Origin of the sequence: Streptomyces sp. NPDC046915, assembly GCF_040644935.1 — a bacterium.
Taxonomy (GTDB): domain Bacteria; phylum Actinomycetota; class Actinomycetes; order Streptomycetales; family Streptomycetaceae; genus Streptomyces.
The window spans coordinates 49,530-61,916 of sequence record NZ_JBEYXB010000006.1; the positions used below are offsets into that span (position 1 = coordinate 49,530).

The window sequence follows — 12,387 nt, forward strand, 5'->3', positions numbered from 1 at the left end:
CGGACTTCCTAGGCTCGCCGCACACCGAGCGACCGGAGGTCCCGATGAGCAGAGTGATCCGTGCCGCCCTCTTCCAGACCGCCTGGACCGGCGACAAGGAATCGATGATCCAGGTGCACGAGCAGGCGGCCCGCGACGCGGCCGCGCAGGGTGCCCAGGTGCTGTGCTTCCAGGAACTGTTCTACGGACCCTACTTCTGCCAGGTCCAGGACAAGGCGTTCTACGAGTACGCGGAAGCGGTCCCGGACGGTCCGATCGTCAAGCGCTTCCAGGCGCTCGCCAAGGAACTGGGCATCGTCCTGATCCTGCCGATGTACGAGGAGGAGCAGCCAGGCGTCCTGTACAACACGGCAGCCGTGATCGACGCGGACGGCTCGTACCTCGGCAAGTACCGCAAGCACCACATTCCCCAAGTGCCGGGATTCTGGGAGAAGTTCTACTTCCGTCCCGGCAACGCCGGCTGGCCGGTCTTCGACACCAAGGTCGGCAGGATCGGTGTCTACATCTGCTACGACCGCCACTTCCCGGAGGGCTGGCGGGCCCTGGGCCTGGCCGGTGCCGAGATCGTCTTCAACCCGTCGGCCACCTCGCGCGGCCTGTCCGCCTACCTGTGGCAGCTGGAGCAGCCGGCCGCGGCCGTCGCCAACGAGTACTTCGTCGGCGCGATCAACCGGGTCGGTGTCGAGGAACTGGGCGACAACGACTTCTACGGGACGACGTACTTCGTCGACCCGGAGGCCCAGTTCGTGGGCGAGCCGGCTTCCGACAAGGAGCCCGAACTCGTCGTCCGCGACCTGGACATGGCCAAGCTGCGGGAGGTCCGCGACCGCTGGCAGTTCTACCGGGACCGCCGCCCCGACGCATACCCCCCGCTGACCGCACCCTGACCGCACCGTTCACCCTGGCAGGAGAGGGACCATGAGCAGCCGTACCGTGATCCGTGGCGGCCTCGTCGTCACCGCGTCCGACGAGATCCACGCCGACGTCCTGATCGAGGACGGCCGCATCGCCGCCCTCGCCGCCTCCGGCACCCCGGCGGCCGAGGCCTTCACCGCCGACAGGGTCATCGACGCCACCGGGAAGTACGTCATCCCGGGCGGCGTCGACGCGCACACCCACATGGAGCTGCCCTTCGGCGGCACCTTCGCCTCCGACACCTTCGAGACCGGCACCCGGGCCGCCGCCTGGGGCGGCACGACCACGATCGTGGACTTCGCGGTGCAGAGCGTCGGCCACTCCCTGCGCGAGGGCCTGGACGCCTGGCACGCCAAGGCCGAGGGCAACTGCGCCATCGACTACGGCTTCCACATGATCGTCTCCGACGTCAACCAGGAGACGCTGAAGGAGATGGACCTGCTGGTGGAGGAGGGCGTGACCTCCTTCAAGCAGTTCATGGCCTACCCGGGCGTCTTCTACAGCGACGACGGCCAGATCCTGCGCGCCATGCAGCGCTCCGCCGAGAACGGCGGCCTGATCATGATGCACGCGGAGAACGGCATCGCCATCGACGTGCTGGTGGAACAGGCACTGGCCCGCGGGGAGACGGACCCGAGGTACCACGGCGAGGTCCGCAAGGCCCTGCTGGAGGCCGAGGCCACCCACCGCGCCATCAGGCTCGCCCAGGTCGCCGGCGCCCCGCTGTACGTGGTGCACGTCTCGGCCATGGAGGCGGTGGCCGAACTGGCGCGGGCACGCGACGAGGGGCTCCCCGTCTTCGGCGAGACCTGCCCGCAGTACCTCTTCCTGTCGACCGACAACCTCGCCGAGCCCGACTTCGAGGGCTCGAAGTACGTGTGCAGCACGCCGCTCCGCCCCAAGGAGCACCAGGCCAAGCTGTGGCAGGGGCTCAGGACGAACGACCTCCAGGTCGTCTCCACCGACCACTGCCCCTTCTGCTTCACGGGCCAGAAGGAGCTCGGCCGCGGCGACTTCTCCAAGATCCCCAACGGCCTGCCGGGCGTGGAGAACCGCATGGACCTGCTCCACCAGGCCGTCGTCGACGGACACATCAGCCGCCGCCGCTGGATCGAGATCGCCTGCGCCACCCCGGCCCGCATGTTCGGCATGTACCCGAAGAAGGGCACCATCGCCCCGGGCGCCGACGCCGACATCGTCATCTACGACCCGCACGCCGAGCAGGTCATGTCCGCCGAGACCCACCACATGAACGTCGACTACTCGGCGTACGAGGGCAGGCGCACCACCGGCCGGGTCGAGACCGTGCTCTCGCGCGGCGAACTAGTCATCGACCAGCGGCAGTTTGCGGGGCGCGCCGGCCATGGCTTGTACACGCCCCGCTCAACTTGCCAGTACCTCCAATGAGGTGTCGCCACAGCAACTAGGAGTGGCGCTCGTGACTCCGCCCCCGAGGGGGCTTCCAATCCGAAGATTGCGGTCCAGCCCGAACCGGCCCTTTGGTGGGCGAAAGAAACGCTACTAGATCTCTGCAAGGAGACCGATGGACTTCGGACTTGTCCTACAAACTGACCCTCCAGCCTCCCGGGTCGTCAGCCTGATGCAGCGCGCCGAGCGCAACGGCTTCACCTACGGCTGGACCTTCGACTCCGCCGTGCTCTGGCAGGAACCCTTCGTGATCTACAGCCAGATCCTGTCGAGCACGGACAGGCTGAAGGTCGGCCCCATGGTCACCAACCCGGGCACCCGCACCTGGGAGGTCACCGCCTCCACCTTCGCCACCCTCAACGACATGTTCGGCAACCGCACCGTCTGCGGCATCGGCCGCGGCGACTCCGCGATGCGCGTCGCGGGCCGCAAGCCCAACACCCTCGCCCGGATCAGCGAGGCCATGAAGGTCATCCGGGCGCTCGGCCGGGGCGAGGAGGCCGACCTCGGCGGCACGGTGATCAGATTCCCGTGGATCAGGGCGGGCGCCGAACTGCCCGTGTGGATGGCCGCGTACGGGCCCAAGGCGCTGAAGATGACCGGCGAGGAGGCCGACGGGTTCATCCTCCAGCTGGCCGACCTGTATCTGACCGAATACATGGTCAAGGCCGTCAAGGACGCGGCCCGCGCCGCCGGACGCGACCCGTCCGAGGTGAAGATCTGCGTGGCCGCCCCCGCCTACGTCACCGAGGACGACTCGCCCGAGGCGCTCGCCCACGCCCGCGAGCAGTGCCGGTGGTTCGGCGGGATGGTCGGCAACCACGTCGCCGACCTGGTCGCCAAGTACGGTGAGCACTCCGCGGCCGTACCCGACGAACTCACCGACTACATCAAGTCCCGGCAGAGCTACGACTACGCCCACCACGGGCGCAGCGGCAACCCCGACACCCAGTTCGTGCCGGACGAGATCGTCGACCGGTTCTGCCTGATCGGGCCGGCCGAGAAGCACATCGAGAAACTGAACGCCCTCCGCGAGCTGGGCGTCGACCAGTTCGCGGTGTACGACATGCACGACGCGCAGGAAACCGTCATCGACGCCTACGGGTCGCAGGTGATCCCCGCAGTCAACTCCTGAGCCCCACCACCGCTTTCCGGTAAACCCCCCACTCCTGGTCACCCCTCCCCGCCGTCCCCGGGGAGGGGCGAGTGCCCGCACGGCCTCTCCCGTCCCACCTCGTTCGATTGGCCTGCCCATGACCGACACCGCTCCCACCGCCATACCGCCCACCTCCCAAGTCACCCTCGCCGACGGCCGGGTGGAGATCGCCCCCGGTGCGCCGCAGCCCAGCGGCCCCTACGCCAACGAGGACCTGCTCCCGGTCCCGGTGGCCGGACGCACCTGGACCACCTACAACTTCTCCGCGCTCTGGGTCGGCATGGCCCACAACACGGCCTCCTGGACCCTCGCCTCCGGGCTCATCGCCGTGGGCATGGACTGGAAGCAGGCGGTGTTCACCATCGCCCTGGCCAACCTGATCGTGCTCGTGCCGATGCTGCTCACCGGGCACGCCGGACCCAAGTACGGCATCCCCTTCCCGGTCTTCGCCCGCGCCTCCTTCGGTGTGCGCGGCGCCAACCTGCCCGCCGTGGTAAGGGCGTTGGTGGCCTGCGGCTGGTTCGGCATCCAGACCTGGATCGGCGGCGAGGCCATCTACTTCCTCGCCGGGAAGCTGATCGGCGACAGCTGGTCGAACGCCTCGCACATCGGCGGCTACGCCTGGACGATGTGGCTGTCGTTCGCGATCTTCTGGGCGATCCAGGTCGCGATCATCTACCGGGGCATGGAGACGATCCGCCGCTTCGAGAACTGGGCCGCGCCCTTCGTGCTGGTCGGTGCCTTCGTGATGCTGTGGTGGATGAGCGACAAGGCCGGCGGCCTCGGCCCGCTGTTCGACCAGCCCTCCAAGCTGGGCTGGGGCGGCGACTTCTGGAAGCTGTTCTGGCCCTCCCTCATGGGCATGATCGGCTTCTGGTCCACGCTGTCCCTGAACATCCCGGACTTCACCCGCTACGGAAAGAGCCAGAAGGCGCAGACCTGGGGCCAGGCGCTCGGCCTGCCGACCACGATGACCCTCTTCGCGTTCCTCTCCGTGCTGGTGACCTCGGGCTCGCAGGCGGTGTACGGCAAGCCGATCTGGGACCCGGTACAGCTGGCCGCGCAGACCGACAGCGTGGTGGGTCTGCTGTACGCCCTGGTGACGGTCCTGGTGGCGACCCTGTCCGTCAACATCGCGGCCAACCTGGTCTCGCCGGCCTTCGACTTCTCCAACATCGCGCCCCGCAGGATCAGTTTCCGTACCGGCGCCCTCGCCACCTGTGTGCTCGGCGTGCTGATCTTCCCCTGGAAGCTGTACTCCGACCCGCAGGGCTACATCTTCACCTGGCTCGGCCTGGTGGGCGGTCTGCTGGGCACGGTCGCCGGCATCCTCATCGCCGACTACTGGTTCCTGCGCCGCACCCGGCTGGACCTGACCGACCTCTACCGCACGGGCGGCCGGTACTGGTACGAGGGCGGCTGGAACTGGCGGGCGGTCGTCGCCTTCGTGGCGGGCGGTGTGCTGGCCGTCGGCGGTGCCAGCTTCAAGCCGCTGATCGACGGCCGGCCCGTCCCGGCCCTGTCCTCGCTGGCCGACTACGGCTGGGCGGTGGGCCTCGGCACCTCGTTCGTGCTCTACCTGGCGCTGATGCTGCTGACCGGGCGGAAGGAAGCCACCGCGCACTCCGGGTTCTGAGCAGCGACCGGAGCGACCCGGAGGGCGGTCAGCCGGCCCGACCGCCCTCCAGGGCCCGCACCGCGTCCTTGGTGGCCTTGATGGCCCCCTTGTTGATCTCGTCCGTACCGGGCGCCTTCTTCGTCTCGAAGTCGCTGCCGTTGTACGTGACCACCACCAGCGCGTTGGAGACGCGCACCAGCACCGTGCCCTCGCGCGTCTGCTGCTTGTCCTCGGTGGTGAGGTTCACCACGGAGTACCCGGCGTCACCGACGCCCGGAACATCCCCGCCGCCGCTTTTCTCCGTTATACGGTCCTTGTACTCCTTCTGTGCCGCCTGATCCGAGGCGGCTATCTCGAAGGACACGTCGAGCCAGCGGTAGTCGTACCCCTTCAGCGCGTTCCAGGAGCAGGTGCGGCGCAGCTTCGTGTCGGTGGACGGGATCTCCTTCCCGGCCGTCTTGGCACCCGGCACCAGCGACTTGACCGTCGCCGCCGTCACGCTGCCGCAGGGGGCGGGCGCACCGGCGTACGTCGTCGACGCGGCCGTCGAGGACGGCGCCGAGGGCGACTGGGCGGCCGTCTTCTGGGCCGACTGGTGCCCGGCGGTCGCGGTCGGGGCCGGGGCGAACGGACCCGACGCCAGCGCCCAGCCGGCCGTGGCCAGTACGGCCACCGGCGACAGGCGTGCGGTCAGGGCGAGCGGCAGAGAAAGAGGGGGCACGGCGCACTTCTCGTGGGGGAGGGATGTGCGGATGGGGGGTCCGCACCGCGGACGGGACGCCAGTGTCACACGACTCCCTGTGGGGCGGAAGTGCGAACTCTCTCCGTGCCTGCGCGGTGACGGTGGAGTGCTGTTGACGGGCTGTGACTCTTACGGACATGACCCTGTCTGCCCCGGTGTCCCTGCCGTCGCCTCCGGCGATCTCGCGGGGCAACTGGGTAGCCTGCGCCGTATGTTCACCACCCGGCCCACCCTCCAGGGCACCTTCGGCATGGTGTCGTCCACGCACTGGCTGGCCTCGCAGACGGCGATGGCCGTGCTGGAGGACGGCGGCAACGCCTACGACGCGGCCGTGGCGGGCGCCTTCGTGCTCCATGTCGTCGAGCCGCACCTCAACGGGCCCGCCGGCGAGGTGCCGATCCTGCTCGCCCCGGCGGGCGGCGGGGTGCGCGTGCTGTGCGGGCAGGGCGTGGCGCCGGCGGGGGCGACGGCCGCGCACTACAGGGGCCTCGGTCTGGATCTCGTACCCGGCACGGGACCGCTCGCGGCGGCCGTCCCCGGCGCGTTCGACGCCTGGATGCTGCTCCTGCGCGACCACGGCACCAAGTCCCTCGACGACGTCCTGAAGTACGCCGTCGGATACGCCGAGCACGGGCACCCGCCCGTGGAGAACGTCGGCGCCACCGTGGAGACCGTACGGGAACTGTTCGAGACGGAGTGGACCTCGTCGGCGGAGCTGTACCTCCCCGGCGGCCGGGCACCCCGGACCGGCGAGCTGCTGCGCAACCCAGCCCTCGCCGCCACCTGGAAACGGCTGCTCGCCGAGACCGCCGGGGCCGGGGACCGCGAGGCGCGCATCGAGGCCGCGCGCGAGGTGTGGCGCACGGGCTTCATCGCCGAGGCGCTCGTCCGGCAGGCCGCCCGCCCCACCCTGGACACCAGCGGCGAGCGGCACACCGGCACGCTCACCGCCACCGACCTCGCCGGCTGGTCCGCGCGCTACGAGAGGCCGGTGACGTACGACTGGAACGGCTGGACCGTGTGCAAGGCCGGCCCCTGGAGCCAGGGCCCCGCCCTCCTCCAGCAGCTCGCCCTGCTCCCGCCCGAGCTGCCCCCGTACGGCTCCGCCGACTACGTCCACCTGCTCGTCGAGGGCTGCAAGCTCGCCATGGCCGACCGGGAGGCCTGGTACGGGGACGCCGCCGAGGTGCCGCTCGGCACACTGCTGTCGCAGGCGTACAACGCCGAGCGGCGACGCCTCGTCGGCCCGCGGGCCTCGCACGAGCTGCGGCCCGGCAACCCTGACGGACGGGTGCCCCGGCTGCCCGTCCACGCGCGCGTGACGGCCGGCACGGAACCCGGCTTCGACCCGATGGGCGTCGGCGAGCCCACCGTGATGAAGATCCCGGGCGAGCCCGAGATCACCGCCCACGGCGGCACCCGCGGCGACACCTGCCACCTCGACGTCGTCGACCGCTGGGGCAACATGATCGCCGCCACGCCCAGCGGCGGCTGGCTCCAGTCCAACCCGGTCGTCCCCGAACTCGGCTTCCCCCTCGGCACCCGGCTCCAGATGACCTGGCTGGAGGAGGGCCTGCCGAACACCCTCACCCCCGGCCGCCGCCCCCGCAGCACCCTCACCCCCTCCCTCGCGCTGCGCGACGGCGTGCCCGTCATGGCCTTCGGCACCCCCGGCGGCGACCAGCAGGACCAGTGGCAGCTGCACTTCTTCCTGGCCGTCGCCCTGTGCGCCCCCGTCCGCGGCGGCCTCGACCTCCAAGGCGCCATCGACGCCCCGAACTGGCACAACGACAGCTTCCCCAGCTCCTTCTACCCGCGCGGCAGACGCCCCGGCAGCGTGACCGTCGAGTCCCGCCTCGCCCCCGGGACCGTCGAGGAGCTCCGGCGCCGCGGCCACGAGGTCACGGTCGGTCCCGCCTGGTCGGAGGGCCGTCTGTGCGCGGTGGCCCGGGATCCGCAGAGCGGGATCCTGTCGGCGGCGGCCAATCCGCGGGGCATGCAGGGGTACGCGGTGGGGCGGTGACACCGCCTCCTCCCCGAGAGGACGCCCCGCTTCTTCAACCCGATTCCACCTGGTGTCCACCACCCCGGCGGGGATTGTCAGTGCCACGTGCTCTCATGGAGGCATGATCGGACACACGGAAACCATCGACGAGTTTCTCGGCACGTTCCTCACCCGCCGCGCGGCCGACGTGGAGGAGGCGATCCGCGAGGCGGCCGCCGCCGAGATCCTGCCCCGCTTCCGCCGGCTCGGCGCGCACGAGATCGACCAGAAGAGCGGACCGCACGACCTGGTCACCGACGCCGACCGCCTGGCGGAGCAGTACCTCACGGACAGGCTCGGCGCGCTGCTGCCCGGCTCCGTCGTCGTGGGCGAGGAGGCGGTGCACGCCAACCCGGCGACGTACGAGGCGATCCAGGGCGACGCGCCGGTCTGGATCATCGACCCCGTCGACGGCACCCGGCAGTTCGTGCACGGCGACGACGGCTTCTGCACCCTGGTCGCGCTCGCCCACCGCGGCGTCACGCTCGCCTCCTGGACCTACGCACCCGCCCGCGGCCAACTGGCCACCGCCGCACGGGGCAGGGGCGCCTTCCTGGACGGCGAGCCGCTGCACGCCGGCACCCCCGACCCCGGCCGGGACCTGCGCGTCGCCACCTCCCACCCGGACTACACCACGGACGAGCAGAAGCACGCCCTGCTCGGCCTGTGGGCCCCGGGCGTGGCCCCGCGCCCGTGCGGCTCCGCGGGGCTGGAGTACCTCGCCATCGCCCGCGGCGAGTTGGACGCGACCGCCTTCTCCTGGGAGGCGGCCTGGGACCACACGGCCGGCCTGCTGCTGGTCGAGGAGGCGGGCGGCGACCACCGTACGCTCGCGGGCGAGCCGTTCCGCATCACGGGCGGCAACGCCCTGCCCTTCACCGCGGCCCGGGACGCGGCCACGGCCCGCCGTGTGGTGGAGCTGCTGCGCACCCCGGTCTGACCCGGCCCGTCACCCGGCCGAACCCACCCACGCCGGGGACTGTCGGTGGCCCGGCATATGCTGAGGCCGAGTGGCCATCGGCTGACGAAGGGGTCCGAAGGTGCCGTCGATGCTCGATGCGGTCGTGGTGGGTGCGGGACCGAACGGCCTGACGGCCGCCGTGGAACTGGCCCGGCGCGGCTTCTCCGTCGCCCTCTTCGAGGCCCGCGACACCGTGGGCGGGGGAGCCCGCACCGAGGAGCTCACCCTGCCCGGCTTCCGCCACGACCCCTGCTCCGCGGCCCACCCCCTCGGCATCAACTCGCCCGCCTTCCGTGCGATGCCCCTGGAGCGGTACGGGCTTCAGTGGCTCCAGCCCGACCTGCCCATGGCGCACCCCTTCCCGGACGGCACGGCCGCCGTGCTGGCCCGGTCCGTCGCCGAGACGGCCGCCTCCTTCGGGGCGCGGGACGCGGGCGCGTACCGCAGGCTGGTCGAGCCGTTCCTCGGCCGGTGGGACACCCTGGCCCGCGACTTCATGTCCCTGCCGCTCACCGCGCTGCCCCGGGACCCCGTCACCCTCGCCCGGTTCGGCCTGGCCGGGCTGCCGCCCTCCACCTGGCTGATGCGCCGCTTCCGGGACGAGCGCGCCAAGACCCTCTTCGCCGGTCTCGTCGCCCACGTCATGGCCCCCCTCGACGGCTTCGCCACCGGCGCCATCGGGCTGGTCTTCGCGCTGGCCGCGCACGCCCGCGGCTGGCCCGTGGCCCGCGGCGGCTCCCAGTCCGTCTCCGACGCCCTCGCCGCCTACCTCGAGGACCTCGGCGGCACCGTGCACACCGACTACGAGGTCAAACGCCTGGACGACCTGCCGCCCGCCCGCGCGTACGTCTTCGACACCTCGCCCACCGCACTGGCCCGCATCGCCGGCTTCGGCCGCTACTACGACGGCTACCGCTACGGCCCCGGCGTCTTCAAGATCGACTACGCGCTGGACGGCCCGGTGCCGTGGACCGCGCCCGAGGCGCGCCGGGCCGGCACCGTGCAGATCGGCGCGAACAGCGCGGAGATCGGCACCGCCCTGCGCGCGGTGTTCCGGGAGGGCCGCGCGCCCGACCCGCCGTTCCTCATCACCGTGCAGCCCGGCGTCGCCGACCCCAGCCGGGCCCCCGACGGCAAACAGGTCTTCTGGGCGTACGGCCATGTGCCGCACGGCTGGACCGGAGACCTCACGGACGCCATAGAACGCCAGCTGGAGCGCTTCGCTCCCGGTTTCCGCGACCGCGTCCTGGCCCGCGCCACCGCCGGCCCGCCCGAACTGGCCGCCCGCAACGCCAACTACGTCGGCGGCGACATCGCCTCCGGCGCGGTCTCCGGGCTCCAGCTCCTGCTGCGCCCCAAACTGTCCCTGTTCCCCTACCACACCCCGCACCCGGCCGTCTTCATCTGCTCGTCGGCCACCCCGCCGGGGCCCGGCGTGCACGGCATGTCGGGGCACAACGCGGCCAAGGCCGTGTGGAGGAGGCTGCGGCAGTCATGACGACCATCACCCTCGTGCGCGGCGACATCACCCGGCAGAGCGCCGACGCGATCGTCAACGCGGCCAACTCCTCCCTCCTGGGCGGCGGAGGTGTCGACGGCGCGATCCACCGCCGCGGCGGCCCCGCGATCCTCGAGGACTGCCGCAGACTCCGCGCCTCCCACTACGGCAAGGGCCTGCCCACCGGCCAGGCGGTCGCCACCACGGCCGGTGACCTGGACGCCCGCTGGGTGATCCACACCGTGGGCCCGGTCTGGTCGTCCACCGAGGACCGCTCCGCGCTGCTCGCCTCCTGCTACCGCGAATCGCTCAGGGTGGCCGGCGGACTCGGCGCCCGCACGGTCGCCTTCCCGGCCGTCTCCACCGGCGTCTACGGCTGGCCGATGGACGACGGCGCCCGGATCGCGGTCGAGACGGTCCGCACCACGGACACGACCGTCGAGGAGGTCCGGTTCGTGCTCTTCGACGAGCGGGCGTACGAGGCGTTCGCCGCCCGGCTTCGCTGACGCACGGTTCGGGCGCCGGGCTTCAAGCGACCGCAGGTCACCGTGCGGGTCGCCGGTGCGGTCCGTGAAGCTCCGGCTTCGTCGATGTGCTTCCGATGACCTCGCATGTGGAGTGCGTGGCGATCGGGCACCTACGGCGCCCCGCGTGGCGGTAACCGAGTTGAACATATGTCACCGAGGCCGGCCGAACTGTCTGCGGCAGGGGCGTCATCCCGGCGATCCCGCGTTCGTCGGCGGCAATGAGCCGGTGGCGGCCCGCCGAACCTCGGATGCGGAGGCCGGCTCGGGGCCGGCTTCGCCGAGGCCGTACCGCATGTGGAGTCTGCGCAGGAAGCCGGGCGCGTACCAGCGCCAGCGACGCCGGGCCGTCGCCACCCGGGAGATCGTGGAGGCCGCCGAGAGTTACATCGCCGAGCACGGACCGCACGCTCTTTCCCTGAAAGGGGTCGCCCGCAACCTCGACATGACGGTCCAGGGGCTCTACCACTACTTTCCGAACCGGGACGCCCTCGTCACCGTTCTCGTCACCAAGGCGTACCGGGACCTGGCCGATGCTGTGTGGAGGGCCGCTGCGTCATTACGCGGCATCCCACGAGGGTCCGACCACTCAGGCGATGCGCCGGATGTGCGAGATATTCCAGCGCGAGATGTTCGACGGGTTCACCACGGCACAGATGGCCGCGGCCGACACCCGGGGGCTCTCGCCGGCTCTCCAGGCACACCTGGAACCCCTTTTCCCGCACGGCCTGGAAACCCTGCCGCCTCCTGCGAGCGCGCTCCTCCTCGGCGCATGGGGCCATATGCACGGCATGGTCGTCCTGGAAGTGTTCGGGCACACCTCCTTCATCGGCGAACACCAGGCAGACGGCCACCGGTCGGCGTGGTGGGCAAGGTGGGCAGGTCAGCCGCCACCGGCGAGGTGCGAAGTGGATGGCCCGCGCAGCGCGCATCTGGCGGACGGTCAGTCGGCCTCGTACACCGGCAGCCTTCCGTCCAGGTCCCCGGCGGGCAGCACCCGGGTCGAGTTGTGTTCGCGGACGATCCGCCAACCGTCCGGCCCTCGACGCCAGACCAGCGAGGTGGTGGTACGGATGTCCGTGGCACCGTCAGGCGTGGTGATCCGCGCGACGAACACCAACATCGACGCGGCCAGATCGGGGCACGCGATGACATGCGGGCCGTCGTCCACGGCATGGTGAGCGGAAACCATCCGATCGAAGTGGGGCTCCCAGATCGAGCCGTAGCCGGCGGCTGTCGTCGCGACACGCTGCCCGGGGTCGAAATCGTCATAAAGGCGGAGGTCCGGAGAACCGAAGTCGTAGAACTCACCGAAGGCGCGCCGGAAGTCGAACGGCGGGTCTCCCTCGTCGCGCTCCCAGCCGAGCACCCATCTGCCGTGCAGATCCGCGATCAATCGCTCATCGTCCATGATTCGACGCTAGGTTCACGGAAGAGGCACAGGAAGGGTGTGCCACACCCACCCACGGCAGTGGTGAACACCGCCCACGGCCGTCTTCGA

Annotated in this window: 10 protein-coding genes and 1 pseudogene; 9 read left to right on the forward strand and 2 right to left on the reverse strand. The window is 71.1% G+C overall.

What is annotated here, in order from left to right; all coding sequences use genetic code 11:
• Positions 1-44 precede the first annotated feature (44 nt).
• From ABZ915_RS16795 to ABZ915_RS16810, 4 genes are all read left to right on the forward strand, one after another.
• Positions 45-887 carry a nitrilase-related carbon-nitrogen hydrolase gene (locus ABZ915_RS16795; RefSeq protein ID WP_361802611.1) on the forward strand — a complete coding sequence of 281 codons (843 nt, stop codon included), beginning with the start codon at positions 45-47 and terminating at the stop codon, positions 885-887.
• Between the two features lie 31 nt (positions 888-918).
• A complete protein-coding gene (hydA, locus tag ABZ915_RS16800; RefSeq protein ID WP_361802614.1) occupies positions 919-2,322 on the forward strand; it encodes a dihydropyrimidinase in 1,404 nt (467 codons plus the stop codon).
• Between the two features lie 136 nt (positions 2,323-2,458).
• Positions 2,459-3,478, forward strand: a complete 1,020-nt coding sequence (locus ABZ915_RS16805) for a TIGR03842 family LLM class F420-dependent oxidoreductase (RefSeq protein WP_361802617.1) — start codon at positions 2,459-2,461, stop codon at positions 3,476-3,478.
• A gap of 118 nt (positions 3,479-3,596) precedes the next feature.
• A complete protein-coding gene (locus ABZ915_RS16810; protein WP_361802620.1) occupies positions 3,597-5,135 on the forward strand; it encodes an NCS1 family nucleobase:cation symporter-1 in 1,539 nt (512 codons plus the stop codon).
• Positions 5,136-5,163: 28 nt separating this feature from the next.
• On the opposite strand, the gene ABZ915_RS16815 is transcribed toward ABZ915_RS16810, so the two are convergent.
• Complete coding sequence (locus ABZ915_RS16815; RefSeq protein WP_361802623.1) at positions 5,164-5,838, reverse strand: hypothetical protein; 675 nt, start codon at positions 5,836-5,838, stop codon at positions 5,164-5,166.
• Between the two features lie 232 nt (positions 5,839-6,070).
• Here ABZ915_RS16815 and ABZ915_RS16820 point away from each other — a divergent pair, with 232 nt between their 5' ends.
• The 5 genes and pseudogenes from ABZ915_RS16820 to ABZ915_RS16840 form a co-directional block, all read left to right on the forward strand.
• Positions 6,071-7,882, forward strand: coding sequence for a gamma-glutamyltransferase (locus ABZ915_RS16820; protein WP_361802626.1), 1,812 nt, complete (start codon positions 6,071-6,073; stop codon positions 7,880-7,882).
• Between the two features lie 103 nt (positions 7,883-7,985).
• Complete coding sequence (locus tag ABZ915_RS16825; RefSeq protein ID WP_361802629.1) at positions 7,986-8,843, forward strand: inositol monophosphatase family protein; 858 nt, start codon at positions 7,986-7,988, stop codon at positions 8,841-8,843.
• A gap of 109 nt (positions 8,844-8,952) precedes the next feature.
• Positions 8,953-10,362: an NAD(P)/FAD-dependent oxidoreductase gene (locus ABZ915_RS16830; RefSeq protein WP_361802632.1), complete on the forward strand. Its 1,410-nt coding sequence runs from the start codon at positions 8,953-8,955 to the stop codon at positions 10,360-10,362.
• Complete coding sequence (locus tag ABZ915_RS16835; RefSeq protein WP_361802635.1) at positions 10,359-10,868, forward strand: O-acetyl-ADP-ribose deacetylase; 510 nt, start codon at positions 10,359-10,361, stop codon at positions 10,866-10,868. Before ABZ915_RS16830 ends, ABZ915_RS16835 begins: the two co-directional genes overlap by 4 nt.
• A gap of 313 nt (positions 10,869-11,181) precedes the next feature.
• Positions 11,182-11,734, forward strand: a pseudogene (locus ABZ915_RS16840) (TetR/AcrR family transcriptional regulator); the annotation flags it as partial.
• 95 nt (positions 11,735-11,829) lie between these two features.
• On the opposite strand, the gene ABZ915_RS16845 reads toward ABZ915_RS16840, so the two are convergent.
• Complete coding sequence (locus ABZ915_RS16845; protein ID WP_361802638.1) at positions 11,830-12,297, reverse strand: nuclear transport factor 2 family protein; 468 nt, start codon at positions 12,295-12,297, stop codon at positions 11,830-11,832.
• Positions 12,298-12,387: the final 90 nt, after the last annotated feature.